This is a genomic window from Aequorivita sp. 609, from assembly GCF_014212065.1.
GTDB lineage: Bacteria > Bacteroidota > Bacteroidia > Flavobacteriales > Flavobacteriaceae > Aequorivita > Aequorivita sinensis.
Genome location: NZ_JACJVM010000005.1, coordinates 96,533 through 122,893, shown reverse-complemented (window position 1 = coordinate 122,893; position 26,361 = coordinate 96,533). Strand labels below are relative to the sequence as shown.

Sequence of the window (26,361 nt, the reverse complement as noted above, 5' to 3'; positions counted from 1 at the left end):
GGTAGTGAAATTCAATTAGTATAGCCCTTCTTTTACAATTGATATGATAATTAAAAACCCTCTGAAATTTCAGAGGGTTTTGCTTTAATATATGGAACTAACTTATCTTACTTTTCTAAAGTAGCAAGTTTAGCTTTCATTTTTTGATAATTTGCATCATCCGCCAATTGTCCGTAAATGTTCATCAATGTTCTAACAACATCTGGATTATTAGGGTTTAACTCCATTGCTTTAGTAAGGTATGGAACAGTTGCTCTATAAATATCAGCACGTTGTTCTTTAAGCTCATCATAACGAATGTTATCAGCTCTTGAATTTCCTAAACTATTCATTTCTTCAACTAAAGCATCTTCAGTAGATAATTTCAATACAGCAATATTAATTAGAGCAGCCTCGTAATCAGGTTTCAACTCTAAAGCTCTGTTGTAATGCTCTAACGCTTTATCAGTATCTCCTAATTCTGCACTAGCCACACCCATATTGAAGTAAATCTCTGGATTGTCTGGATCAGTTGCAGCAATTTGGTTCATGATTTGGTTATATCGAGTAATATCACCCATTTTATAACTCATATCAGCTTCGGCTCTCATAAGATAGATATCATCTGGGTTTTCTTCTCTAGCAGCTTTCATTACTGAAGTAGCTTTGTCATTATCTCCTTGTTCTAAGTAGATAAGTGTCATATTACGAAGAATTTCACCTTTTCGAGATGCAGTAACTCTAATTTCAGGCTTGATATATTGACCACTTTTAAGCGCTAGGCTTCTTGATTGCTCAGTTTCGAAAGGAATTACTTCACCAGTTTCTTTATCAGTAGCAACAAATTCCTTGGTTTCACCAGTATAACCAGCATCCAATAGCATTTGATAGTACTTTAAACTTGAATCATAATCTTTTGCATTTACCGCATTACCAGCAGCAAAATAAAGATCATCCATATCCTTACTTACTGTATAACTTGTATACAGTTTCTCTGTCGCCAACTCGAAATTACCAGCATTTTGGTCTTTAATTGCGCCATTAATTAATCCAGCTCGAAGATTCTGAAGTGAAGCTGCTAATTGTGATTCTAACTTAGGATCTAACTCCAATGCTTTAGCAAATGCATCTGCAGCACCTTTTAAATTAGAATAATCGGTAGCTACACCATTACCTAATAAGGCATTACCACGTGTAGCATAGAACTGAGCTTTCATATCATTATCTACAGTTCCTAAAAGAGGTTCAGCTTCGTTTAAATAAGCTAAAGCTTCTTTAAAATCATTAGACTTTAATGCCTTTTCAGCCTTTTTTATTTCTTTTTTTTGTCCAAATGAAATAGCAGATACAAAAGCAAGCCCTGTTATTAAAATTCGTTTTTTCATGTGTTAATTTTTATTCGTTATTTTCGGTTTGTGTGTCGTTATTATCAAGAGTAGTGCCATCATTGTTATCATCATTATCAAGAGTAGTGCCATCATTGTTATCATCAACAATTTCTAACTCATCCTCGTCTTCATCTTTCATTGCTTTTGCAACTGCAGCAATGGCGTCATCTTCTCTAACTTTTATTAAACGAACACCTTGCGTAGCACGTCCCATAACTCTTAGGTCGGAAACTGCCATACGAATTGCGATACCAGATTTATTGATAATCATTAAATCATCCTCATCTGTCACATTCTTAATTGCTACTAATTTACCGGTTTTTTCGGTAATATTAATAGTTTTTACACCTTTTCCGCCACGGTTAGTAACTCTATAATCGTCTATTAATGACCTTTTACCGTAACCGTTTTCAGAAACTACTAATATATCGGAGTCACCATGGTTAACAGCAATCATTCCAACCACTTCATCATTTTCATCTCCTAGAGTAATTCCGCGAACACCAGATGCATTTCGTCCCATAGGACGGGTTTTCTCTTCTTCAAAACGAATTGCTTTTCCTGAACGAACTGCTAACATTACTTGGCTATCACCAGTTGTAAGTTTTGCTTCTAAAAGCTCATCGTCTTCACGAATGGTAATGGCGTTAATACCATTTGCTCTAGGTCTTGAATATTGCTCTAAAGGAGTTTTCTTAACTTGTCCTTTTTTAGTAGCCATAATTACATAATGGCTATTGATGTATTCTTCATCTTTTAAATCTTGAGTACAGATAAAAGCTTTTACTTTATCATCTGGACCAATATTTATTAGATTCTGAATAGCTCTACCCTTAGATGTTCTCGTCCCCTCAGGGATTTCAAATACACGCATCCAGAAACATTTTCCAGTTTGTGTAAAGAACAACATATATTGGTGATTTGTACCAACAAATAAATATTCTAAGAAATCTTCATTTCGAGTAGATGAAGCTTTTTGGCCTACCCCTCCTCTATTTTGAGTTTTGTATTCTGAAAGTGAAGTTCGCTTAATATAGCCGGCATGAGAAATTGTAATTACCACCTGCTCGTCTGCGATTAGATCTGTAATACTTACATCTCCACCTGCATATTCAATTACTGAACGACGTTCATCGCCATATTTAGCTTTAATTTCCTCAAGCTCTTCTTTTATAATTTCCATTCTACGTTCTTTACGAGCAAGAATGTCTTTGTAATCTTCAATTGTTTTCATTAACTCTTCGTACTCACTGCGCAATTTGTCCTGCTCCAGTCCAGTTAATTGACGAAGACGCATTTCAACAATAGCCTTAGCTTGAATTTCAGAAAGCTTGAATGCTTCAATAAGCTTTTCTCTTGCTTCATCAGCATTAGAAGACGCTCGGATTAGTCTAATTACTTCATCGATATTATCTGATGCAATAATTAAACCTTCCAAAATATGTGCGCGCTCCTCAGCTTTGCGAAGTAAGTATTCTGTACGTCGTACCACCACCTCGTGACGGTGTTCAACAAAATAATGTATTAATTCTTTTAAATTTAATAATTGTGGTCTTCCTTTTACTAGTGCAATATTGTTTACACTAAAGCTAGACTGCAATGCTGTATACTTATATAATGTATTAAGAACGATGTTTGGGATAGCATCACGCTTCAATATATAAACAATGCGCATTCCTTTTCTGTCACTCTCATCACGGATATTGGCTATACCCTCAATTTTCTTTTCGTTTACCATATCAGCGGTTTTCTTAATCATTTCCGCTTTGTTTACTTGGTAAGGAATTTCAGTGACAATTATACACTCTCTACCATTAACTTCCTCAAAAGTTGCTTTTGCACGCATAACTACACGTCCGCGACCTGTATGGAAAGCTTCACGAACCCCTTCGTATCCGTAAATTATTCCTCCTGTAGGAAAGTCTGGCGCTTTAATATACTGCATTAACCCATCGATGTCTATATCGTTATCTTTTATATAGGCAATGGTTCCATCTACAACTTCAGTTAAGTTATGTGGAGGCATATTTGTTGCCATACCTACGGCAATTCCAGAGGCACCATTAATCAATAGTCCAGGAACTCGTGTAGGTAAAACAGTAGGTTCTTTTAATGTATCGTCAAAGTTTAATTGATGATCTACAGTTTCTTTATCGATATCAGCAAGCATATCTTCAGAAATCTTCTGCATTCTTGCTTCTGTATAACGCATTGCAGCTGGACTATCACCATCTACAGATCCGAAGTTACCTTGACCGTCTACCAATAAATAGCGCAAACTCCATTCTTGAGCCATACGTACCATTGCATCATATACAGAGGTATCACCGTGTGGGTGATATTTACCTAGTACCTCTCCTACAATTCTCGCAGATTTTTTGTGAGCCCCTGTTGCTCTAATACCTAATTCGTGCATTCCAAACAAAACCCTTCTGTGTACAGGCTTCATTCCATCACGAACATCTGGCAGTGCACGTGACACTATGACCGACATCGAATAATCGATGTAGGCAGATTTCATTTCATCTTCAATGTTTATAGGGATCACTTTCTCACCTTCCGTCATAAAAAATAGAATTAATTATCGTTATTAAACTAATGGAGCAAGATACGCATTTTCGCAGGTTTAACAGGGGTTATTGGTATGGTTTATTCACGAATTTATTAACAAATTTAGGCCTGTTAATCGTTAATAAGTATCGTGAATTATCTTTTGAAATTCCCTTTATATTTTGTCCTTTTACTAAAACGATATTAAAGAGGAACAGTATTTGCCTTAATTTGGTTAATTTAGTACCTAAAAGAAGAGAGGATTTAAAATATGGATGATAATTTTTCACCTAGAGTTAAAGATGTAATTGCATACAGCAAGGAAGAAGCCTTACGTTTAGGCCACGATTTTATAGGCACAGAGCATTTAATGCTTGGCCTTTTAAGAGATGGTAACGGTAAGGCGGTAACTATACTTAATGCACTTACCGTAGATCTTAACCACTTAAGAAGAAAAGTAGAGATATTAAGCCCAGCAAACCCGGGCGTGATTACAAATACTAACGACAAAAAGAACCTTCATCTCACCCGCCAAGCGGAAAGAGCATTGAAGACAACGTTTTTAGAAGCTAAGCTTTTTCAAAGCAATTCTATTAATACTGCACATTTGTTACTTTGTATTCTTAGGAATGAGAACGACCCTACAACCAAATTATTAAACAAGATGAAAGTTGATTATGACGGGGTAAAAAATCAATTTAAACTTATGATTACAAATGATGACGAATATATAGACACACCAAGTGCTGATGCTTTTCCAAATGATGATAATGATTCACCACAGGATGGTGGCAAGGAGAATTTATTTACAGGTTCTTCAGCTAAATCGAATAAAAAATCGAAAACTCCAGTATTAGACAATTTTGGTAGAGACCTAACCGCAATGGCGGAAGAAGGAAAACTCGACCCTGTTGTAGGCCGTGAAGATGAAATTCAACGCGTTTCCCAAATATTGAGTAGAAGGAAGAAAAACAACCCTTTACTTATTGGTGAACCAGGTGTTGGTAAATCTGCTATTGCTGAAGGTTTAGCACTTAGAATAATACAAAGAAAAGTTTCAAGAATTCTTTACGATAAAAGAGTTGTTACTTTAGATTTGGCTAGTCTTGTTGCTGGAACCAAATACCGCGGTCAGTTTGAAGAGCGAATGAAAGCTGTAATGAACGAACTTGAAAAGAATGACGACATTATTCTATTCATCGATGAGATTCACACAATTGTGGGTGCAGGTGGAGCTACAGGTTCGTTAGACGCTTCAAATATGTTTAAACCAGCATTAGCTCGTGGAGAAATACAATGCATTGGAGCAACTACTTTAGATGAATACAGACAGTATATCGAGAAAGACGGGGCTTTAGAAAGACGTTTTCAAAAAGTATTGGTTGAACCAACTACTGTTGAAGAAACAATCGAAATTCTCGAAAATATTAAAGATAAATACGAGTCGCATCACAATGTAACCTATACTCAAGATGCAATTGAAGCGTGTGTAAAACTTACTAATAGGTATATGACGGAGCGTTTCCTTCCAGACAAAGCAATTGATGCTTTAGATGAGGCTGGGTCACGTGTTCATATTACCAATATTCATGTTCCAGATAGAATTTTAGAACTTGAAAAACAACTAGAAGAAGTTCGCGAACTTAAAAACACTGTAGTTAAAAAACAGAAATACGAAGAAGCGGCAAAACTTCGAGATGACGAGAAAAATCTTGAAAAAGAACTCGCTACGGAACAAGAAAAGTGGGAAGAAGATTCAAAACTTCACAGAGAAACTGTTTCTGAAGACAATGTTGCAGAAGTAGTTTCTATGATGACTGGTGTACCAGTAAATAGAATTGCACAAACCGAAACAACCAAATTAGCCGCCCTACCTGATAGAATTAAAGGTAAAGTTATTGGTCAAGACGAAGCTGTTTCTAAAGTTGTGAAAGCAATTCAAAGAAACCGAGCAGGATTAAAAGATCCAAACAAACCTATTGGGTCATTTATTTTCTTAGGTCAAACAGGAGTCGGTAAAACCCAACTTGCAAAAGTATTAGCACGAGAGTTATTCGATTCTGATAATGCTTTGATTCGTATTGACATGAGCGAGTATATGGAGAAGTTCGCTGTTTCTCGTTTAGTTGGAGCACCTCCAGGGTACGTTGGTTACGAAGAAGGTGGTCAGCTTACCGAGAAGATTAGAAGAAAACCCTATGCTGTTGTGCTTTTAGATGAAATTGAAAAAGCCCATCCAGATGTATTCAATATGCTTCTACAAGTTTTAGATGATGGATATTTGACAGACAGCCTTGGTAGAAAAATTGATTTTAGAAACACTATTATCATTATGACTTCTAATGTTGGTGCCCGTCAGATTAAAGATTTTGGTCAAGGTGTTGGTTTTGGTACTTCTGCAAAGAAGAGTCAAGAAGAAGCACATACTAAGAGTGTTATTGAAAACGCTTTAAAGAAAACTTTTGCGCCAGAATTCTTAAACCGTATTGATGATGTTATGGTGTTTAACGCTCTTGAAAGAGAGGATATTCATAAAATTATTGATATTGAATTGAACAAATTATTCTTACGTATTTCAGATTTAGGTTACGACCTGAAGTTAACTGAAAAAGCCAAGGATTATATTGCTGACAAAGGTTTTGACAAACAATATGGAGCGCGTCCTTTAAACAGAGCGATTCAAAAGTATATAGAAGATGCCCTTGCTGAAGAAATCATCAACAGCAATTTAGATGAAGGCGATTCTATAATTATGGATCTTGATGAAAGTAAAGATGAGCTTACTATAAAAATTAATAAGCAAAAGAAGACCACCGAGTCGTAAAATAAGGTGGCTTTAAATAATAAACTCTTCGCTGATAAATCAACGAAGAGTTTTTTTATGTAATAAATTCAAATTTTTACTACTTACTTTAAAACTTTAAAAGACTTCTTGGTGTCTCCAAATCCATTTGCTAAAAGTACATATAAACCGTTTTGGTAGGCTGATAGATCTACAGTAATTGAGCCATTTCCGTTATTATTTATATTACTCAACAGTTTGCCGGACAAATCAAAAACCTTTACACTTTTCACATTCTGTGTGTTACTTAAGATGCAAGTATTACTGTTCAATTGTTTTGTAACAACTACTTCTTCCAAATAGTTTTTTGTCACACCAAGATGAATTGGAATACAATCTTGAATAGAGTCTAAATTAGCATAAAAAACTTCTGTATCTTTAAAAAAACAGCTAAGCTCTCCTACTTCATTAATATTTGGTTTCCCTCCGGGAGCATTTATTAACGATAAAGACCCTACACCTTCAACCCAAATAGCATTATTGTTACTAGTAGTATTCCCCGGCGCAGGTGAAAAATAATAATGCTTATAATTGTTTCCATCTTGTAAAGGTCTTGCTATAATAGAATCCACTACAAAAAGCCCTCCATCACGTGGAAAAGGAGTGACAGGGTTTTTCATATCAAAAACATCTCCTTCACTCAATGAAAAATCATATAACAGATACTCATCACTAGGTTCAGAAGTGGCAAACTTTATGTATACTTTTTGGGTTGCTATATCTTCACGAAGTAAAAATGTGCGGGATATATAATGGTATCCATCCAAAATCTTATAATTCTTACCATTCACAATAGTATCACCATCAGTATAATAGGCGTCTGTTAAGCATCCAGAAAAGCAAGTTGTAAAATGCCATTCATTAATATTATCTAACAAAGGCTTATAACTCTGGGCAAATACAGAAGTATTTAAAATTAAAAAAACAAGAATTGATAATTTACTTTTCATAATTCAGTATTTGGTTATATGCTTGCGTTATATTAATCAAATATTATTTCAGAATCAACATCTAAGGATTGGATGAATGCAATCGTTGCATGAATATCGTCTGCCATAATTCTATCGTTCTCAATAAAAGGTACAATAGAACGATATGGCTTTAAGAATGATTCAATAAATGGAGATGAAGATTTTGGTTCTCTAAACTTTAAAGCTTGAGAAGCGTTCATCAATTCAATGGCTAAAATGGTTTCTAAGTTTTCAATTACACGTAAACATTTAGTTGCTCCATTAGCCCCCATACTTACGTGATCTTCTTGACCATTAGATGAAACAATAGAATCTACTGAAGCTGGAGCTGCCAATTGTTTATTTTGGCTTACTATACTTGCAGCAGTATATTGAGGAATCATAAAACCACTGTTTAATCCTGGGTTATTAACTAAGAAAGCTGGTAAATCTCTTAGTCCCGAAACCAATTGATAAGTTCTTCTTTCAGAAATATTCCCTAGTTCAGACATTGCAATTGCTAAATAATCTAGTGCTAATGCTAATGGTTGACCGTGAAAGTTACCGCCAGATATAATTAAATCGTCTTTTACAAAAATGTTTGGATTGTCGGTAACTGAGTTTATTTCAGTTTTAAAAGTTTTGTTTACGAAATGAATTGTGTCTTTTGTGGCTCCGTGTACTTGAGGGATACAACGGAAAGAATATGGGTCTTGAACGTTTTTCTTTTCAGATACTCCTATTTCACTACCTTCTAAAAAGTCTAAAATTTGCTCCGCAGTTTTTACTTGTCCTCTATGCGGTCTTACCAAATGCACAAGAGCGTTATATGGACTCATATTACAATCAAACGCATCTATAGAAATAGCACTAATTAAATCGGCTAAATAGGATAATTTGTAACTTTTAAGTAAACAGTACACCCCATAAGCACTCATAAATTGAGTTCCATTTAACAATGCTAAACCTTCCTTAGCTTGTAACTTTATAGGTTCCCAATTAAATTTTTTCAAAATCTTTTCAGAAGCTAAACGCTCTCCACCATAATAAACTTCTCCTTTCCCTAATAAAGGTAGAGATAGATGTGCTAATGGCGCTAAGTCTCCTGAAGCTCCTAAACTTCCTTGATTATAAATAACAGGTAAAATATCGTTATTATAAAAGTCGATTAATCTCTTAACGGTTTCTAACTGAACGCCACTATAACCATAACTTAAGGATTGTATTTTCAACAAAAGCATAAGTTTAATTATAGGTTTTGGAACAAATTCCCCTGTACCACAAGCGTGACTCATTACGAGGTTTTCTTGTAGTTTTGAAAGGTTATCAGAGGTAATTTTCACATTACACAATGAACCAAAACCAGTATTTATACCGTAAACAGGAGTCTCGTTATCCTTTATTTTGTTTACTAAATATTCACGGGATTTATTAATATTAAGTTGGGCTTCTTCAGAAAGATCAAGCTTTTTATGATTATCTAATATATCCTTAATTAACTCTAAGTCAAGAATTTCAGAGCTGATGTAATGTGTGTCTTGCATTATAATTGTTTTGTTTTCACAAAAATACTGATTTTTGCCCGCCTTACCACCTTTTCTATCTTTCAAAAGCCCTAATTTTGTAAGTCATAATTTTAAAATATTAAAAATGAAAAAATTAAGTTGGATTATTATAGCGCTTTTCATCGTTTCTTGTAATACTGAAGAAAAACCTACTTATACCGTTATTAATGGTAGCGTTACAAATAACACTGGTGAAACAGCATTTGTTCGTGGCAATGGTTTTGAATCAAGAGTGCCAATCTCTGAAACGGGGAGTTTTGTAGATACTTTAAATATAAAAAAAGATGGGTTTTATGAACTCTATGTTGGTCGCGAACGCACTGAAATATATTTAGAAAAAGGTAAAAACCTATCGGTAACTTTAAATGCAGCAGAATTTGATGAAAGCTTAAAATACACTGGAGATTTAGCGGATATTAATAATTTCTTGGCTGCAAAATATCTTTGGAATGAGCAAAATGTAGATTTAAAAGAGTTATTCTCTAAGGATGAAAATGCATTTTTAAAACAAATAGATGAAAACCAGAAAAGTTTAGATTCTCTTTTTAAGGAGAGTAAAATCGCTAATGATAACTTTAAGAAAAGCTTAGCTGAAGAAGACAAATATGCGCGAGCCATTATGATAGAAAATTATAAGAGTGGGCATCGTCATTTCTCTGGGAATAAAGAATTTGAAGTTTCAAAAGAATTTTACAATGAACTTAAAGACATAAACTTTAAAGACACTTTAGCTTTTAGAAATTCTGCAGCGTATCAAAACTTACTTCAAGTACATTACAACAGATTAGTTTCAGAAGAAGCTTCACAAAATACAGATGCGAACGAAACTATTCTTTTCTTAAATAAAATAAACGAAGCTCTTCCAAACGGATATGCTAAGGACAGAATGATGAGTTCTTATTTACAGTTTGGCCTTAAAGCTGATGATAACCTAGAAGAAGCTTATAATATTTATAAGAACAGTAATCCGAATCCTGAAAATTTAGCTAAGCTTACTGAGCAATACAACAAATTAAAAGTAATTACTAAGGGTAACCCCTCTCCTACTTTCAACTATGAAAACCATAAGGGAGGCACTACATCTTTAGAAGATTTAAGAGGTAAATATGTTTATGTGGATGTTTGGGCAACATGGTGCGGACCTTGTTTACGTGAAATTCCTTTCCTAAAAGAAGTTGAGAATGACTATGAGGATAAAAACATCCAATTTGTAAGCATTTCTATTGATGAACCAAAAGACTACGACAAGTGGAAAAGTATGGTTACTGAGAAAGAATTAGTAGGTATTCAACTGATGGCAGATAACAATTGGAAATCGAAATTTGTTGTGGATTACGCTATTCTTGGAATCCCTAGATTTATTTTGATTGATACCGAAGGAAATATTGTTTCAGCTGATGCGCCTAGACCTTCAGACCCTGAATTAAGAAAAATATTTGATGAGTTAATTTAAAAAGAATTTACCTAATTATATTAGACCACGAATAGAAGATTCTAATTATATCTGAATCTAATATTCGTGGTTTTTTATTAGTTGTTTTCCCCTTCAGATTGGTCTTTTGCAAATAGCATCATATATGCTTCACCTATATTATTAATAATATCATTTGCCATAACAGCTTCATATCCCATTTGATTTACAGCTAGATCTCCTGCAAATCCATGCATATATACCCCAAACACACATGATGTTAATGGATCATAGCCCTGAGATAATAATCCTGTAATAACACCGCTAAGCGCATCTCCACTACCTGCCGTAGCCATACCCGGATTCCCTGAGCTATTTAAATAAAGAGTATCACCAAAAATTGTAATTGAATGAGCTCCTTTTATTACAACTAAAACCTCGTGTTTAATTGAGAACTTCTTTACTTTCTCTATTTTATCGTAATCATCTTCCCACTTACCAACAAGCCTTTGTAATTCACCAGGGTGTGGCGTTAAAATTGAATTTTTAGGAAGAAGTTTTAGCAATTCTTTATTTTCGGCAATTAAATTTATAGCATCAGCATCTATTACCATTGGTGAATTAAAGTTCCTAAATAGGTTTTTTAATGCTTCAACTGTGTGTTCTCTTTTCCCGATACCCATTCCAACTCCAATCGCAGAGGGTTCAAAGTCAACATTAATTTTACTTATAAATTCTTCTTCTATATCTGTAGCAACCATTGCTTCAGGCACTGTAGTTTGTAGAATAGAATATCCACATTTAGGAATAAAAGTAGTAATCATACCGGCTCCAATTCTAAAAGTTGCAGCTGTTGAAATAGCAGCAGCTCCAATTTTGCCGTAACTTCCAGCAACAATCAACGCGTGACCATAATTTCCTTTATGTGCAAATCGTTCACGATGTTTGTATAAGTTTTGTGCTTCAGGCTTAGAAATTATTTGGGCTAATGGCTTCGTATTTACAAGAAACTCTCTATCTAATCCAATATCTAATAAGTCAAAACTAGGAGCAAATTGAGCTGTTTCAGGTAAAAAGAAAGCAAGCTTTGGAGTTTGAAACGTTAGCGTATGGTTTGCTCTTAAAACAGCAGCTTCATCCTTTAAAGCTGTATTAGGAAACAGACCACTTGGTATATCAACAGCTAATTTAAAAGCAGGAATAGCATTTAAATGTTGAATTAATTTCTTTACCCATCCGTCTGGACAACGGTTTAGACCAATTCCGAAAATAGCATCTACTATTATATCCTCAGGATCAATTTCTGGGAAATCATTTTCACCCTTCATTAAAATTGGCCAATCCTTGGTTACATTTTTAATTAAATCATAATTGTAAAGAAAGCTTTTAGAACGTTTATCGCTACAATTAACCACATACACTATAACATTATAGCCGGATTCAATCAATAATCTACCTAAAACCAAGCCATCCCCACCATTGTTACCAATTCCGCAAAAAATATGAATTGGTACAGAAGCACCATTTAAACGTTCGTGAAACCAATTAAAAATTTGAGCGCCTGCTCGCTCCATTAACTCTTCGGTGGTAATTTGTTGTTGCTCTAAAGTAATTTTATCTGCTTCGTATAATTGTTCTGCTGAGAATATTTTCATATAATATTATAGTTTCATCTTTAGGTTATAGGTATTTCTAAGCCATAAATATAATACCCAAAACCAGAGGAGGTCAAGTTTTCTTCAAATATAATAACATTATTTCCTATTGTTGAAAATACGTTTATAACTAATTGAGAAATGCATCAGTATAGGCTTGTTATTTTATAACTTTAAGAAAAACACATTATGGAAACTCGTGATAGTTTACTGCTTTTAATGCGTCCAGAAATTTCTTCAGCTAAAGTCAATCCTCAAATGTCTGATGATGAATGTTTTCAAAACAAAACAATTAGACCAATTATCAAACTACAAGGCGATTTGCTACTAGCTGTATTTCGCAATTATATTGCCAAGCATAAAAATGTATTTTATGATCTCAACGTCGAAAAAAAACTTGAATACATTGATAACTCTATCAATAAGGATATTAAGTTTCGAAACTCTCTAAAAGGAATTATTATCGGACAATTTACCTTAGATGAATATCAAAAATATATTCAAAATTCATCCGCATTGAATAAGCGAATGATGGATATTGTGAAGGAAAGGATAAAAAGTAATATTCAATTATTAGAATTTGAATATGCTTAAATAATTAATCTGGTATAATAAAAAAGCGCTTCATTTAAATTTGAAGCGCTTTCAATAATGTTTTACACAACTTTGTGCTGCCTAATAATTAAGCATGCTCCATCATTCGTTTCGATTTTCTATATAAATAATTTGGATAAATTGTTCGTTTAGCAAAACGGTTTAATTTGTCGCTATTTACCATTTTTATAAAGATCGATCTAGCTACTCCAAAGAATTCATAAGTACTACCATCTAAGTAAGTAATTTCTAAAAGCATTCCTTTGTGTTGAAAATCAGCGATTCCAGCGTTTGTAACAGTATCGGTAAATTCTTCTAGGTTTGCAGCTTTAGTTTCTGGTGCTATACTTACTAAAAAATGATACCCGTCGATAATTTTACGGGAATTTAACTCTGCTTCTTCACGTAGTGGATCACCTTCTTGAAATTTATCGGGGTGCCACTCTTTTACTAGATTGCGGTAACTAGTTTTTAAAGCCTTTAATTCTATCTCTTTTTCAACTCCAAAGAGTTTTTTATATTCGTTTATGCGTTTCATATGCTCGCTATTTTTGCGGCCGCGAAAGTACGTCTTAATATCTTATAATTAGCATTTTATAAAACTTCATTTTATAAAATTACAAGTGAGATGAAAAGTCTAAGGTTAAAACCTATAAATTAAAGGATATAAATTCTTACTTTTTTCTTTTTAAGTCGGCTGTTGTTTAATTTATTAACTAAATCATCCGCTAGCTCTAAAGGAACAGCTACAAAGGCACAGTCTTGTTTTAATTCAATATTCCCCAACTGTTCTTGACTTATATTTCCTTGCTTTATAAATAGGCCAGCAATATCGCCTTTAGATATTTTGTCTTTTCTTCCTCCTGAAATAAAAAGCGTTTCTAGTTGCTGTTGAACTTGTGAGGTAACTCTAGGGATTTCTATTGGATCTGTTTTTTCAATAAAATCAGGTAAAAGCTGATTTTTCCATTTTAGCACATAAGCTGTACCCTTCTCATTTACTCTAGCTGTTCTACCGTTTCTGTGTGTAAACTCAACAGCCGAAAGCGGAAGCTCATAATGTATAATGTATTTTAACTCTGGAATGTCAATTCCTCTTGCAGCAAGATCGGTAGATACCAGTATCTGACTAGTTCCATTTCTAAATTTTATAAGAGCTCTTTCTCTATCCTTTTGTTCCATTCCACCTGAAAAACAAGTATGGCTTACCCTATTATCATTAAGAAAATCACTAACCATATCGATACTTTCGCGAAAGTTGCAAAAGATAATTCCTGGTTGATACCCCAAATACTTTACAAGATTCAATAAGGCTTGAAGCTTATTTTTTTCTTCAGAAACCACAGTTTTAATTGAAAGTTTTGGATCTGAAGTTTCAGTTAAAAAATCTAAAACAATTGGATTGATTAAATTCACAAACTTTGGAACTCCAACTCCTTGTGTTGCAGATGTTAGAATACGTTTACTTACACTGTTTAATTCACTTAAGATTTCACTCATTTCACTTTCAAATCCTATCTCAAGAGATTTGTCGTACTCATCTAAAACTAAAGTGTTTATACTTGCTTTAGAAAAGCGGGCATCGTCAAAATGATCTAAAATTCTACCAGGTGTACCAATTAATATTGCCGGGGTATGTTTGAGTTCTATTTTATCTTTACTCTTCGACCTGCCTCCGTAAACTGCATTTACTTTAAAGCCTGAACCCATATTTCTGACTACCTGCTCAATTTGAATAGCCAATTCTCGTGTAGGAACCACAATTAATGCTTGAACTTCTGGATTATCTACATTTAAACCATCTAAAATAGGCAATAAGAAAGCCAAGGTTTTACCTGTACCCGTTGGGGATAAGAGGATTGTATTTGAATTGGTATTTATTGTTTCAATAGCTTTCTCCTGCATAGGATTTAAAGCTGAAATGTTCAGCTTTGCCAGAATATCCTGTTGGTCTTTTATCTCGTTTGCCATTATTTCTTTTTCTTCTTTTTCTTTGTTGGTGCTTCTTCCTTTGGCGCTGCAATAGTAGTTTGAGCGAGTTGATGAGCAAGAACTTTATCAATTAATTCCTCTTTGGTCAAATGATGAAATACAGTGCCTATTTTCTCTCTAAACTCAGGTGATATTGTTCGGTTTGGTTTTGTTTTAAAAATTTTCTTAGCCCATAGTAAAGTGTTGTTTTCTTCAGTGCTTTGGGCGTCAGGCTTATTCATTTCGTTAAAAACAATCCCTAATTCTTCTTCGAACTCAGGAATTTCAAACACTTCTTCTTGTTGTAAAATAGTAACCGAAAGCCCCTTTGCTCCCGCTCTAGCTGTTCTACCACTTCTGTGAACGTAAGTTTCATAAGTATCGGGTAAGTGATAATTTACAACGTAACTAATTTCTTTTACATCAAGTCCTCTTGCCGCAAGATCTGTTGCAACAAGTATATCGATATGACCTTCTCTAAACTGTCCCATTACTCGATCGCGAATAGGTTGTGAAAGACTTCCGTGTATAGCTCCTGACGAAAATTTATTTATAGCTAAATTCTTTGCTAGTTTATTTACAGCAGCTTTAGTTTTACAAAATATAATTCCTCGTTCTCCTTCTTTCGAACTTAAAAGGTGAAGCAGAATATCAAGCTTTTCTATAGGTTCTACTACTAAAAACTGATGCTCTATGCCTTGATGTCCCACGGTTTCCATATCCGCCTCAATATGAACTACGTTTTTGTTCATATAATTTTGGACTAACTGTTTTATAGTTCCAGGCATGGTAGCAGTAAACAATAACGTTCTTCTATTCTTTGGAGTTTCCTGAATGATTAAATCCAAATCGGTTTTAAGTGCACTTACCATCTCATCCGCTTCATCTAAAACTAAATACGAAGTATTTTTTAGATCAATGGCTTTTCTGTTTATTAAGTCTACCAAACGTCCTGGAGTGGCAACTACAATATGAGTTGGGATTTTCAAACGCTCTATCTGAGGTTTTATAGGAATACCACCACATACTGAGGCAATACTAATTTCAGGGCTATGTGAGCTAAAAGAAACTAAATTAGTGTGTATTTGTTGACCTAGTTCTCGTGTAGGTGCAAGAATGACTACTTGTATATTAGTTTTTTTGGAATCTATAACTTGCAAAAGAGGTAATCCAAATGCAGCAGTTTTTCCAGTCCCCGTTTTTGCTAGTGCAACAACGTCTTTATCTTGACTCAAGATTAATGGGATTGTTTTTTGTTGAATATCTGTTGGTACAGTAATATTTAATTCGGCTAGACTTTGTTGTAGTTTAGAATTTATTCCTAAATTGGAAAATGTATTGGGCATATAATTATTTTCGGCAAAGATACTTAGGGTTTTCTTGGTAAGCGGTAATTCTTGCAGTAAGTTAACAGTTTAATAGTGAATTACTCTATTTTATAGAGAACCTTTCAAACGCAACTTTCTTTATTCCACAATCAGTCTCGAAATACTTAATTGCTTTAAACTCGAATTTATAATAGAGTTCTACTGCAGGAATGTTTTTAGCCGCTGTTTCTACTTTAAAAGAATAGAATTTATAATTGTCAAGTACAAAATCCAATAACGCTCCAGCAATCCCTAGTCTAAAAAAATTTGGATGAACCACTAAGCTATTGATGTCAATAAAGTTTTCTAAAAGTTCTAATTCAATAACGCCAGCTAACTTTTCATTTTTAAAGTACCCGAAAAATAAATTCTCACTATTTTGATAACTTCCTAAAGTTCTTTTTAAAGGAGGAAAATCATCTACTTTTAAAAGTTCAGCCTCAACGACATAAGAGTGGTGAAGAATATTTTGAATTAGACCAGCTACCTCTAAATTATTGTTATTTAATCTCTTTATCATTTATAAAGTTAGTTAAATTCAAACACCTAAATGATTCTATTTTTTGAAATATACTGTAAAAGAGACTTCAGAATCTACTCTCAATCCTTCTTAAAATACTTATCGCGTAACCAGAATGAAACACGAACTAATAATATTAATACAGGAACTTCCACTAAGGGCCCAATAACCCCTGCAAAGGCTTGTCCTGAATTCAAACCGAAAACCGCTATGGCAACTGCAATAGCCAATTCAAAATTATTTCCAGCTGCAGTAAAAGCTACTGAAGCAGTCTTGTCATAACTTGCTCCTAATGCTCGTGTAAAGAAGAAAGAAATAATAAACATCAAGGAAAAATACAATAATAAGGGAACAGCTATTATAAGTACATCCATCGGTATTTCTACAATTAATTCACCTTTCAATGAGAACATCACTACAATTGTAAATAATAAAGCAATTAGTGTTATTGGTGAAATTGCGGGTATATATTTCTTTGAATACCATTCTTCACTTTTTGCTTTTACCAAGATAAGTCGGCTTAAAATCCCTAAAACAAATGGAATCCCGAGATAAATTGCTACACTTTCAGCTATTGTAGCTATTGATATATCTACTATTGCGCCCTCAAATCCAAAATAAGGTGGTAGAATGGTTATAAATATCCAGGCGTAAAAACTATAAGCAAACACTTGAAAAATACTGTTTAAAGCGACTAATCCTGCTCCATATTCACTACTACCTTCTGCAAGATTATTCCAAACTAAAACCATTGCAATACAGCGAGCCAAACCAATCAAAATGACTCCTACCATATATTCGGGATAATCTCTTAAAAAAGTAATGGCAAGAATGAACATCAGAACGGGAGCGATAATCCAATTCAGAAATAAAGATATAGACAGAATTTTAGTGTCCTTAAATACCTTTGGAAGCAATGCGTAGTTCACTTTTGCTAAAGGTGGATACATCATTAATATTAAACCTATGGCAATAGGAATGTTTGTAGTTCCGCTACTCAATGAATTAATAATATCTGGAAATGATGGGAAGAAGTAACCCAATCCAACACCAAATGCCATAGCTACGAATATCCACAAAGTTAGGTTTCTGTCTAAAAAACTCATTTTTTTTGATGCCATTCCTTTATAATTTTATTTGAGTGAAAATGTAGAATAATTCAGTTGCAATTTGCAAACTCCTTTCTCTGTATTTCTCAGTTGCTAGTGGGGTGTTATCATACGCTTTAGGGTCCTCAAAAGTAATTGGGATTCGAATTTCTGCACCTGAAACAAATGGACAAGCTTCGTTAGCTGAGTCGCAAGTCATAATTGCTGCAAATTTAGATTTCGGATTGAAATCATCTTCCAATGTTTTCGAAAAACCAATAATTGGATGAGGATTCTCTCCGTATTTAATACTATAAATAGGATTCTCCCCTTCTGATATTACACGAATTTGAAAACCTGAAATTTTTAATGTTTCTACTACCTTAGGAAAAAGTGCTGTGGCTTCTGTTCCCGCTGAGTAACTGAAGAATTTATTTATGTTAAAATAACAAGCAATTGCTTGCGCCCAAATTTGAGCAAAATGACTTCTGCGTGAGTTATGGGTGCAGATAAAATTAAGACGGATACTTTCATTATTTAAAACTTTTAATTGAATATAATCAACTAAAGGTTGTAAACTTGTTTGTCGCTCTTTACTGATACTAGCTGTATTTAAAGAACTAATTGTTTTTTCAATTTCTGAAAACAACACTATTTTATTATTCATTTTCTAAGGTTAGCTTATAGGTAAAAAAACTCGAAATAAAATACTTAAAAAATATTTCGTTTTCTTTTTTATTTATATATCGCAATATTACGATTAATAAATAAGTGAGAAAAGAAATTTTTAAAATTTAATAAATTTTATTTGAATGTAATGTGGCCTGAATGAGGTTGAAGAAAGATTCCTTCTTAAGTTTTAGCGCTATATATTTTTGGCTTTAAGATTTCTTATGCCCTCATAAACGACTATTCCCACTGCATTAGCAAGATTTAAACTTCGAATATGTGGGCTGTAAATTGGTATATTATAAAGTAAATCCTGATTTTCTGAAATAACTCTTTCAGGTAAACCTGTTGATTCTTTTCCAAAAATCAAGAACATATCATCTTTAAAATCTATCTCGCAGTAGTCTTTTGTACCGTGACTTGAAAAATAAACAAAGTTTTTACCCTTATTTTTCGAATAAAATTCATCGATACTTTCATAAATATGAACGGTGATATTCTTCCAATAATCAAGTCCAGCTCTTTTTAAACGCTTATCATCTATTTCAAATCCAAATGGTTTTACTAAATGTAAATTCGACCCAGAACCCAAGCTCAATCGTCCAATATTACCAGTATTTGTAGGTATTTCAGGTTCAAATAAAACAATGTTAAATCCCATTCTTAAAATTACTTTAGATAATTAAAGTGTAAAAATAGGTTTACTAGATGATTTATAATTATTTGAAGAAACTATTTTTACTAGCCTTGACAAAACTGCATGGGAAGAAGTTTATTTTGTGAATTCAAATTGAATATTTTTAGGCATAATATGAAGTGCTTGAAAGTCGTGAATAACTTTAATTTGATGCAATACGTTTTGCGGTATGATTAAACAATCACCTTGTTTTAAATAATATTCCTTTTCTGAAAAATTTATGATGCACTCCCCTTTTCTTACCACCACAACCGATTCGTCTGTTGCTTGATGTTTAGGTAATAGTTGCCCACCCTTTGCAGACATCTGCTTTATTATAAATTTTTCACCTTCTTCAATTAACTTTACTAATGGATTACTTACATTGGACATAACCTATTGATTTTTATATAAATAATATTCCATAAAGATAAATAATTGAAACTGCTTCACTCAAAATTTATATCTGAAAAGTACTCTGTAACAACTAAATAAAATGGTAAACGCAAGTATCAATTGTTACAACCTAAAAAAAATAATTTATAAAGTGTTGTAACTATAACCCCTGGACGGTCTTTTAATTGAATAGCTAACAATTGTTTTTCATCAATTACTTTCATGTTAAATGGAGGCAGCAACAAATTAATTCCACTCTGTTTTTTCAGCCTAATTCCTTGTCCTGATATTATATCTTTATTAGGAATGAATTCTCCCTCGGGTAGATGTTCTGTTAAAACAACATATTTATAAACGCCTAGCTTACTTACTATTTGTTGTACTTCGGAATTCGATAAATGCTGAAGTACTTGCCTAAGCAACACACAATCAGCTAAGGGTAAGTTATCAACAGCAACATCTAAGCAATAAAATTCTAAGTTTTCTGCTTTAAAAAGTGATTTGTTACGTTGAATTAACGCTTCAACAATATCTACTCCTATATATTTTTCAGTTTTTTTAAATAATTCTTTTCCTATATTAAAATCACCGCAACCTAAATCACAAACTGTGATAGGTTCTTCAAAAGAATTTAGAAAAGAAGTTACCACATCAATATATGGATTTACTAAATCTGGGTGATGTGAACCTTCTCCTGAATAAAAATCAGTGTTATTATTTCCCCAAAGCTTCTTTTCATATACCTGAGTCATCGCTGCTTTGGTGGGCCATGGCTTTTTTATTTTCTTATTTTCCTTCTTCAAAATAGATAAGTTAATTCAGCATATTACTTTTTAAAACTCCAATTTAATCTATAAAAATTGATTTATAAACAGGTTATAGTTTCTATATAAAAACTTAAAAGAATTTAGCCTACACGATAAAAAGAAACGCCATCAACAAAATTATCAATGTTAACTTACATTGCATTTAATTTTATTGATGGCGCTTATAGCGGTCCTAATTCTGAAATTAAAGTCGATACTTATAAAGTCTCACTATTTAAAATTTAATCAGAGTAATTATTTTTTAATAAACTTTTTTGTTACAGGACCATTCTGAGTGTCTAACTGCAATAAATAAATTCCATTTTGTAAATGACTTAAATCAATTTGGTTTGTGAATTCATTGAATTGCTCTAGTTTTTTTCCTGAAATATCAAAAATTGTAAGGCTATTTGCTTCCTCTAATCCACTCAAGTTTAAAACACTTTCTACTGGATTAGGATAAATGTTCCATGAAGTAGCACTCACATCTTGTACGCCAAGAGGAGCATAATTTATTGAAATATCGTCGAAAAATGCACTACCCGAAAAATTGTCGTGTGCAAATCTTAAATCATCAATGTTGTACAATAATGCACCTTCGTGTTTAAGCTCTCCATTCAAGTAGTAAGATACTACTTCCCCCTCTCCAGAAATTGCAATATCATACCAAGTATCCTCCTGCCAGTTTCCAATTTCTGTAACGATGAATTCATCTCCTGCATTCTCTAGTATTAGGATTCTTCCGTCGTAAGAGAAATAAATTTCTAAAACTAATTTTTCGTCCACAATGCTACCACATTCTAATGCAAAAATAGACGAGTTAGCTCCTGGTGGATTCGCAACATTTATGCTATAACTCATAGAAAAATTTGTTCTGTCTAAAGGTGTATCTAAAGAGTGAAAAGCTCCCATAATGGGTAATGGTTGCGAAGATGCTTGTGGATCGTGATTAATCTTTAAAGATCTTTCTCCAATTTTGGCCAATTCATCTGTAATTATCTGTAGTTCGGTTCTTTCACCATTTCCAAGTCCTGTTGTTGTCCATCCTTGCTGTCCGTCAATATTACCTAAAGTATACCCCTCTTCAGCCTCGAAGGAAAAGTATTCTTGAGCATTAACTAGAGAGACGTTGAGAATAGATACTAATACTAATAAAGTGTAAAATTTTTTCATGATATTTTTTTTGATTTGGCTAACAAACTTAATATTTTTCAATTTGCTCTTATAATTGTTATAAGGGTTATTTCAACTTTTAACAGTATTCAAATAAGTTTGTATTATTAAAGTTTTAGAATTCTAAATTAAGGGTATGATTTAGATGATAAGATGTGTAAATAAGTCTTTATTTCCATTTAAATATTGATAGGTATATTTTTTGGAATTTAGTTTTTCTTCAATGTGTAATAAGTCTTTCTTATTTTGCAATTCAATTCCTACTACCACTGGTCCAATTTCCTTGTTGTTTTTTTTGGAATATTGAAAATAGGCTATATCATCATTAGGGCCTAAAATTTGATTCATAAATTCTCTTAAAGCTCCTGGACGTTGTGGAAACTGTAATAAAAAGTAATGCTTTAAGCCTTCATATAGAAGTGAACGTTCCTTTATTTCTTCGGTTCTTGTAATGTCGTTATTGCTACCGCTTATCACACAAACCACATTTTTCCCTTTAATTTTATCTTTATAAAAATCAAGAGCAGAAATAGTTAATGCACCAGCAGGTTCTACGATTATTGCCTCTTCATTGTACAGCCGTAGTATAGTTGTGCAAATTTTCCCTTCAGGAACAAGAATAATATCGTCTAATCTGTTCTTACAAACTTTAAAAGTTTTATCGCCTACCCGTTTAACCGAAGCCCCATCAACAAATTTATCTATTTCCTCTAGGGTTGTATTCGTGTTTTTTTCAATAGAATTTTTCATAGAAGGAGCACCGGCAGGTTCTACTCCAATAATTTTTGTTTGCGGACTCAACTTTTTAAAAACTGTGCTTACACCAGCAGCTAGTCCTCCTCCACCAATTGGTAGAAATAAATAATCTATAGCATTTTCTGAATCATCCAATAATTCTAAACCAATAGTCCCCTGCCCTGCCATTACTTTTTCATCATCGAATGGATGAATAAAAATCGCATCATTTTTATCACAAAAACGACTAGCTTCCTCAAATGATTCATCAAAAGTGTCACCCTTTAATACTATGGTAACTTTATCTTTTCCAAAGAGTTTTACTTGTTTAGTTTTTTGAAGTGGTGTTGTTACGGGCATAAAAATCGTCGCGCTTATATTTAGTTTATTACAAGCATAAGCAACTCCCTGTGCGTGGTTTCCAGCACTTGCACAAACTACTCCTTTTGGTTTTTCATTTTTGGTTAACGAAACTATTTTGTTGTATGCTCCTCTTAATTTATACGAGCGTATAGGTTGCAAATCTTCTCGTTTTAAGAAAACCTGAGCGGAAAATTCCTCGCTCAAGTTTTCATTTTTCATTAATGGGGTGTGAACCGCAATGTTTTTTATACGTTCTCTAGCTTCGTATATTTTTTCTAATAGCTCCATTATTGTTTTGGTCTTAATTTTCTTACTTCTAATCCGGTTTGCCACAATTCGCTGTTTTTCATCACGTTTAATTCTTCTTCCAATTTTGTGCGATAATCAGGTTTGCTATTGGCTTCAATAACTATCTCAGCTTCTTTTCCTGAAACAACACTGTCATACAATTCATTTAAAACTGGTTCAGTGGCTTTGCGAAACTTTCCTTTCCAATCCAACGCACCACGTTGTGCCGTGGTTGAACAATTTGCGAACATCCAATCCATTCCGTTATCAGCTATTAGGGGCATTAAACTTTGAGTGAATTCTTCTACTGTTTCATTAAATGCTTCACTAGGGGAATGTCCGCGCTGGCGAAGAACAGTATATTGTGCCTCAAAAATTCCAGCAACAGCTCCCATTAGAACTCCGCGCTCTCCAGTTAGGTCGCTATAAACTTCTTTCTGAAAAGTTGTTTCAAATAAATACCCAGAACCAATTGCAATTCCTAAAGCTAAAACTCGCTCTTTCGCGTTTCCTGTTGCATCTTGAAATACCGCATAACTAGAGTTTAAGCCCTGCCCGTTTAAAAACAAACTTCTAAGTGAGGTTCCAGAACCTTTTGGTGCGACTAAAACTACATCCACATCTTTCGGTGGTACTATGCCTGTTTTCTCGTGAAATGTTACACCAAATCCGTGAGAAAAATATAACGCTTTTCCTTTAGTTAAGTGTTTTTTTATCCCATCCCAGGCCTGGATTTGTCCAGCATCGGAAAGTAAATTCATTACTATTGTAGCTTTCTCACAAGCTTCTTCTACTTCAAATAATGTTTTTCCTTCTTCCCAGCCATCTGCTAATGCTTTTTTCCAACTTCCAGTACCTTTACGTTGTCCTACAATTACATTTACGCCATTGTCTTTTAAATTTAGGGCTTGTCCTGGACCTTGTACTCCATAACCAATTACCGCTACCGTTTCATTTTTTAATACTTCTTGTGCTTTATTAAGTGGAAACTCATCCCTTTTTACTACGTTTTCTAGTACTCCTCCAAAATTTATTATTGCCATTTTTTCTGTATTTGTTATTCGTTATTTATGTCTCCTCGAGCCAAGTTTAAAGGCTCGACCAGACATCTATTAATCTGTTTATAATTTGTGATTTGATTCTTCTAGTTCTTTTAGATATGTACTAAACTCTTTCATCGGTTTAGTAACCGCCACTCTTCCAGAGCGTGCAAACTCAAGTACTCCATAAGGTTTCAAGTTTTCGAATAACAATTGAGTTTCTGCTACGTGCCCAGTTTTTTCAATAACCATAAATTGTGGATCAACGGTTAGTATTCTAGCATGATGTTCTCGGATTACTTTTTCAACATCACCATTGGTTAAGCTTGCTGTTTTAATTTTGTACAAGGCAATTTCTTGATGTACTACTTCCGAATCTTCGTGTACAAAGGCTTTAAACACATCGATTAATTTTTCCAGCTGCCCGACAACTTTATCGACCTGCTCTCTAGTTGTTCTTAAAACTATGGTATATCTAAACACTCCTTTCACTTCCGATTCTGAAGCTGTAATACTATCGATGTTTAAATGTCTACGCGTAAAGATTATCGTGACGCGATTCATCATCCCGATACTATTCTCTGTAAATACTGATACTGTATATGTTTTTTTCATTTCTTTTTAGTTTAATCGCACTTCTGAAACTGAGGCACCAGTGGTCATCATTGGGAAGACATTTTCTTCCTTTGCCACCATTACTTCCAATAGGTAAGATCCGTTGTGATTCAGCATTTTTAATAATCCATTTTTTAAATCCTCTCGGGCTTCAACTTTACTCGCTTCAATACTATAAGCCTGAGAAAGTGCTACAAAGTCCGGACTTACCATATTTGTGAATGAATAGCGTTTTTCAAAAAACATCTGTTGCCATTGACGCACCATTCCTAAGAAACGATTGTTTAAAATGATGACTTTTAGATTGACATCACTTTGCATAATGGTACCTAATTCTTGCAACGTCATTTGAAAGCCACCATCCCCGATTATCGCTACCACAGGTTTATCCGGTGCCCCGAATTTTGCTCCTATAGCCGCAGGAAGTGCAAAGCCCATAGTCCCTAATCCACCAGATGTTACGTTGCTTTTAGTTTTGTTGTATTGATAATACCTAGCGGTCATCATTTGATGTTGCCCGACATCGGTAACTACTACTGCTTCTCCGTTGGTAAGTTGAGAAAGCATTTTAACTACTTCATCCATTTTCAATTCTTCTGAATAATCTTCTTTTGCACTTTCCTGAAGAGTTTCAACTTCTATTTTTTTAGCATCTCTAAACTCTTGTAACCAAGAGGTATGTTGCTTTGCGTCAACTAAATCAATTAAAATTCTTAAGGCTTCTTTTGCATCGGAATGTACAGCCACATCCGCTTTAATTATTTTATTCAATTCGGCAGCATCGATGTCTACATGAACCACTTTTGCTTGATTGGCATACCTTGAAACATCACCAGTAACTCTGTCGTCGAAACGCATTCCGATAGCAACTAGCACATCGCATTCATTTGTTTTAATATTAGGAGCGTAATCTCCGTGCATTCCTAAAAATCCGACGTATTGCGGGTGGTTATTAGGAAATGCTCCTAGCCCCAAAAGTGTTGATGCCACTGGAATTCCAGACTTTTCAGCAAACTCCAGCAACTCTTCTTCTGCATTAGAAAGCATTATACCTTGACCAATAAGTAAATAAGGTTTTTTGGCTTCATTTATTAATTTCGCGGCTTCTTCAACAACGGACTTATTTAACTTAGGTCTTGGATAATAACTACGGATGTTTGTGCATTTTTTATAATCGAAGTCTGTTTCGCTAAACTGTGCATCCTTGGTTATATCTATTAATACAGGACCAGGACGGCCAGATTGAGCGATATAAAATGCTTTGGCAATTGCCTCAGGAATGTCTTCGGCTTTAGTTACTTGGCAATTCCATTTGGTTATTGGCATAGAAATACCCACTACATCAGTTTCTTGAAAAGCATCCGTTCCCAAAAGATGTGAAGCCACTTGTCCTGTAATACAAACCAAAGGAGTTGAGTCTATCATTGCATCGGCTAAACCTGTGATTAAATTGGTAGCTCCAGGTCCAGAAGTTGCGAAAACCACACCTGTTTTCCCTGAAGTTCTCGCGTATCCTTGTGCTGCGTGAATCGCGCCTTGTTCGTGACGCACTAAAATATGATTCACTGTACTTTCATAATCATACAAAGCATCATATATCGGCATTATGGCTCCTCCTGGATAACCGAAAATTGTATCAACTTGCTCGACTAATAACGATTCTACTACAGCCTGCGCACCTGTTAATTTTGTTAAGTTCATTTTCCTTTTTTAAGTAATT

22 protein-coding genes are annotated in these 26,361 nt (G+C 34.0%); 3 read left to right on the top strand and 19 right to left on the bottom strand.

Annotation, left to right across the window (positions count from 1 at the left end):
• Nucleotides 1-107 precede the first annotated feature (107 nt).
• Nucleotides 108-1,364: a tetratricopeptide repeat protein gene (locus H4O20_RS03020; RefSeq protein ID WP_139854695.1), complete on the bottom strand. Its 1,257-nt coding sequence runs from the start codon at nt 1,362-1,364 to the stop codon at nt 108-110.
• A gap of 10 nt (nt 1,365-1,374) precedes the next feature.
• A complete protein-coding gene (gene gyrA, locus H4O20_RS03015) occupies nt 1,375-3,933 on the bottom strand; it encodes a DNA gyrase subunit A (protein ID WP_185098243.1) in 2,559 nt (852 codons plus the stop codon).
• A gap of 255 nt (nt 3,934-4,188) precedes the next feature.
• Between gyrA and H4O20_RS03010 the strand changes: the two genes are divergently transcribed.
• The gene (locus tag H4O20_RS03010) at nt 4,189-6,741 is read left to right on the top strand and encodes an ATP-dependent Clp protease ATP-binding subunit (protein WP_185098242.1); all 2,553 of its coding nucleotides are present in this window, start codon (nt 4,189-4,191) and stop codon (nt 6,739-6,741) included.
• An 83-nt stretch (nt 6,742-6,824) separates the two neighbouring features.
• Here the strand turns inward: H4O20_RS03010 and H4O20_RS03005 are convergent, their stop codons facing one another.
• Nucleotides 6,825-7,709: a T9SS type A sorting domain-containing protein gene (locus tag H4O20_RS03005; RefSeq protein ID WP_139854698.1), complete on the bottom strand. Its 885-nt coding sequence runs from the start codon at nt 7,707-7,709 to the stop codon at nt 6,825-6,827.
• A 32-nt stretch (nt 7,710-7,741) separates the two neighbouring features.
• Nucleotides 7,742-9,253 carry a histidine ammonia-lyase gene (gene hutH, locus H4O20_RS03000; RefSeq protein WP_185098285.1) on the bottom strand — a complete coding sequence of 504 codons (1,512 nt, stop codon included), beginning with the start codon at nt 9,251-9,253 and terminating at the stop codon, nt 7,742-7,744.
• A 106-nt stretch (nt 9,254-9,359) separates the two neighbouring features.
• Here hutH and H4O20_RS02995 point away from each other — a divergent pair, with 106 nt between their 5' ends.
• Nucleotides 9,360-10,727, top strand: a complete 1,368-nt coding sequence (locus tag H4O20_RS02995) for a TlpA disulfide reductase family protein (RefSeq protein ID WP_185098241.1) — start codon at nt 9,360-9,362, stop codon at nt 10,725-10,727.
• A 77-nt stretch (nt 10,728-10,804) separates the two neighbouring features.
• Here H4O20_RS02995 and H4O20_RS02990 read toward each other — a convergent pair whose 3' ends face one another.
• Nucleotides 10,805-12,340, bottom strand: a complete 1,536-nt coding sequence (locus H4O20_RS02990; protein ID WP_185098240.1) for an NAD(P)H-hydrate dehydratase — start codon at nt 12,338-12,340, stop codon at nt 10,805-10,807.
• A 189-nt stretch (nt 12,341-12,529) separates the two neighbouring features.
• On the opposite strand from H4O20_RS02990, the gene H4O20_RS02985 reads away from it, so the two are divergent.
• Nucleotides 12,530-12,934: a glyoxalase gene (locus H4O20_RS02985; protein ID WP_185098239.1), complete on the top strand. Its 405-nt coding sequence runs from the start codon at nt 12,530-12,532 to the stop codon at nt 12,932-12,934.
• 88 nt (nt 12,935-13,022) lie between these two features.
• Here H4O20_RS02985 and H4O20_RS02980 read toward each other — a convergent pair whose 3' ends face one another.
• The 14 genes from H4O20_RS02980 to ilvB form a co-directional block, all read right to left on the bottom strand.
• Nucleotides 13,023-13,472: a KTSC domain-containing protein gene (locus tag H4O20_RS02980; protein ID WP_185098238.1), complete on the bottom strand. Its 450-nt coding sequence runs from the start codon at nt 13,470-13,472 to the stop codon at nt 13,023-13,025.
• A 119-nt stretch (nt 13,473-13,591) separates the two neighbouring features.
• Nucleotides 13,592-14,905: a DEAD/DEAH box helicase gene (locus tag H4O20_RS02975; protein WP_185098237.1), complete on the bottom strand. Its 1,314-nt coding sequence runs from the start codon at nt 14,903-14,905 to the stop codon at nt 13,592-13,594.
• Nucleotides 14,905-16,251, bottom strand: a complete 1,347-nt coding sequence (locus H4O20_RS02970; protein WP_185098236.1) for a DEAD/DEAH box helicase — start codon at nt 16,249-16,251, stop codon at nt 14,905-14,907. Before H4O20_RS02970 ends, H4O20_RS02975 begins: the two co-directional genes overlap by 1 nt.
• 85 nt (nt 16,252-16,336) lie before the next feature.
• A complete protein-coding gene (locus tag H4O20_RS02965) occupies nt 16,337-16,792 on the bottom strand; it encodes an N-acetyltransferase (RefSeq protein ID WP_185098235.1) in 456 nt (151 codons plus the stop codon).
• Between the two features lie 80 nt (nt 16,793-16,872).
• Nucleotides 16,873-17,913: an ACR3 family arsenite efflux transporter gene (arsB, locus tag H4O20_RS02960; protein WP_185098234.1), complete on the bottom strand. Its 1,041-nt coding sequence runs from the start codon at nt 17,911-17,913 to the stop codon at nt 16,873-16,875.
• A 4-nt stretch (nt 17,914-17,917) separates the two neighbouring features.
• Nucleotides 17,918-18,547 (bottom strand): protein-tyrosine-phosphatase, encoded by a 630-nt coding sequence (locus tag H4O20_RS02955; RefSeq protein WP_185098233.1) that lies wholly within the window; start codon nt 18,545-18,547, stop codon nt 17,918-17,920.
• Between the two features lie 198 nt (nt 18,548-18,745).
• Nucleotides 18,746-19,210 carry a tRNA (cytidine(34)-2'-O)-methyltransferase gene (locus tag H4O20_RS02950; RefSeq protein WP_185098232.1) on the bottom strand — a complete coding sequence of 155 codons (465 nt, stop codon included), beginning with the start codon at nt 19,208-19,210 and terminating at the stop codon, nt 18,746-18,748.
• Nucleotides 19,211-19,321: 111 nt separating this feature from the next.
• Nucleotides 19,322-19,618, bottom strand: coding sequence for a cupin domain-containing protein (locus H4O20_RS02945; RefSeq protein WP_185098231.1), 297 nt, complete (start codon nt 19,616-19,618; stop codon nt 19,322-19,324).
• 119 nt (nt 19,619-19,737) lie between these two features.
• Complete coding sequence (locus H4O20_RS02940) at nt 19,738-20,427, bottom strand: class I SAM-dependent methyltransferase (RefSeq protein WP_282032810.1); 690 nt, start codon at nt 20,425-20,427, stop codon at nt 19,738-19,740.
• A 255-nt stretch (nt 20,428-20,682) separates the two neighbouring features.
• Nucleotides 20,683-21,600 carry a T9SS type A sorting domain-containing protein gene (locus H4O20_RS02935; protein WP_139854710.1) on the bottom strand — a complete coding sequence of 306 codons (918 nt, stop codon included), beginning with the start codon at nt 21,598-21,600 and terminating at the stop codon, nt 20,683-20,685.
• Nucleotides 21,601-21,741: 141 nt separating this feature from the next.
• Entirely contained in the window at nt 21,742-22,986 is a 1,245-nt protein-coding gene (ilvA, locus tag H4O20_RS02930; protein ID WP_185098283.1) for a threonine ammonia-lyase IlvA, read from the bottom strand.
• Nucleotides 22,986-24,029 carry a ketol-acid reductoisomerase gene (gene ilvC / locus H4O20_RS02925; protein WP_185098230.1) on the bottom strand — a complete coding sequence of 348 codons (1,044 nt, stop codon included), beginning with the start codon at nt 24,027-24,029 and terminating at the stop codon, nt 22,986-22,988. The genes ilvA and ilvC overlap by 1 nt, the downstream gene beginning before the upstream one ends.
• Nucleotides 24,030-24,107: 78 nt before the next feature.
• Nucleotides 24,108-24,641, bottom strand: coding sequence for an acetolactate synthase small subunit (ilvN, locus tag H4O20_RS02920; protein ID WP_139854713.1), 534 nt, complete (start codon nt 24,639-24,641; stop codon nt 24,108-24,110).
• 6 nt (nt 24,642-24,647) lie between these two features.
• Nucleotides 24,648-26,342 (bottom strand): biosynthetic-type acetolactate synthase large subunit, encoded by a 1,695-nt coding sequence (ilvB, locus tag H4O20_RS02915; RefSeq protein WP_185098229.1) that lies wholly within the window; start codon nt 26,340-26,342, stop codon nt 24,648-24,650.
• Nucleotides 26,343-26,361: the final 19 nt, after the last annotated feature.

Excerpts from the sequence above, each read along its gene's own strand:
- H4O20_RS03020 (WP_139854695.1), bottom strand. The coding sequence starts at position 1,364 with ATGAAAAAACGAATTTTAATAACAGGGCTTGCTTTTGTATCTGCTATT.
- gyrA (WP_185098243.1), bottom strand. The coding sequence starts at position 3,933 with ATGACGGAAGGTGAGAAAGTGATCCCTATAAACATTGAAGATGAAATG.
- H4O20_RS03010 (WP_185098242.1), top strand. The coding sequence starts at position 4,189 with ATGGATGATAATTTTTCACCTAGAGTTAAAGATGTAATTGCATACAGC.
- H4O20_RS03005 (WP_139854698.1), bottom strand. The coding sequence starts at position 7,709 with ATGAAAAGTAAATTATCAATTCTTGTTTTTTTAATTTTAAATACTTCT.
- hutH (WP_185098285.1), bottom strand. The coding sequence starts at position 9,253 with ATGCAAGACACACATTACATCAGCTCTGAAATTCTTGACTTAGAGTTA.
- H4O20_RS02995 (WP_185098241.1), top strand. The coding sequence starts at position 9,360 with ATGAAAAAATTAAGTTGGATTATTATAGCGCTTTTCATCGTTTCTTGT.
- H4O20_RS02990 (WP_185098240.1), bottom strand. The coding sequence starts at position 12,340 with ATGAAAATATTCTCAGCAGAACAATTATACGAAGCAGATAAAATTACT.
- H4O20_RS02985 (WP_185098239.1), top strand. The coding sequence starts at position 12,530 with ATGGAAACTCGTGATAGTTTACTGCTTTTAATGCGTCCAGAAATTTCT.
- H4O20_RS02980 (WP_185098238.1), bottom strand. The coding sequence starts at position 13,472 with ATGAAACGCATAAACGAATATAAAAAACTCTTTGGAGTTGAAAAAGAG.
- H4O20_RS02975 (WP_185098237.1), bottom strand. The coding sequence starts at position 14,905 with ATGGCAAACGAGATAAAAGACCAACAGGATATTCTGGCAAAGCTGAAC.
- H4O20_RS02970 (WP_185098236.1), bottom strand. The coding sequence starts at position 16,251 with ATGCCCAATACATTTTCCAATTTAGGAATAAATTCTAAACTACAACAA.
- H4O20_RS02965 (WP_185098235.1), bottom strand. The coding sequence starts at position 16,792 with ATGATAAAGAGATTAAATAACAATAATTTAGAGGTAGCTGGTCTAATT.
- arsB (WP_185098234.1), bottom strand. The coding sequence starts at position 17,913 with ATGGCATCAAAAAAAATGAGTTTTTTAGACAGAAACCTAACTTTGTGG.
- H4O20_RS02955 (WP_185098233.1), bottom strand. The coding sequence starts at position 18,547 with ATGAATAATAAAATAGTGTTGTTTTCAGAAATTGAAAAAACAATTAGT.
- H4O20_RS02950 (WP_185098232.1), bottom strand. The coding sequence starts at position 19,210 with ATGGGATTTAACATTGTTTTATTTGAACCTGAAATACCTACAAATACT.
- H4O20_RS02945 (WP_185098231.1), bottom strand. The coding sequence starts at position 19,618 with ATGTCCAATGTAAGTAATCCATTAGTAAAGTTAATTGAAGAAGGTGAA.
- H4O20_RS02935 (WP_139854710.1), bottom strand. The coding sequence starts at position 21,600 with ATGAAAAAATTTTACACTTTATTAGTATTAGTATCTATTCTCAACGTC.
- ilvA (WP_185098283.1), bottom strand. The coding sequence starts at position 22,986 with ATGGAGCTATTAGAAAAAATATACGAAGCTAGAGAACGTATAAAAAAC.
- ilvC (WP_185098230.1), bottom strand. The coding sequence starts at position 24,029 with ATGGCAATAATAAATTTTGGAGGAGTACTAGAAAACGTAGTAAAAAGG.
- ilvN (WP_139854713.1), bottom strand. The coding sequence starts at position 24,641 with ATGAAAAAAACATATACAGTATCAGTATTTACAGAGAATAGTATCGGG.
- ilvB (WP_185098229.1), bottom strand. The coding sequence starts at position 26,342 with ATGAACTTAACAAAATTAACAGGTGCGCAGGCTGTAGTAGAATCGTTA.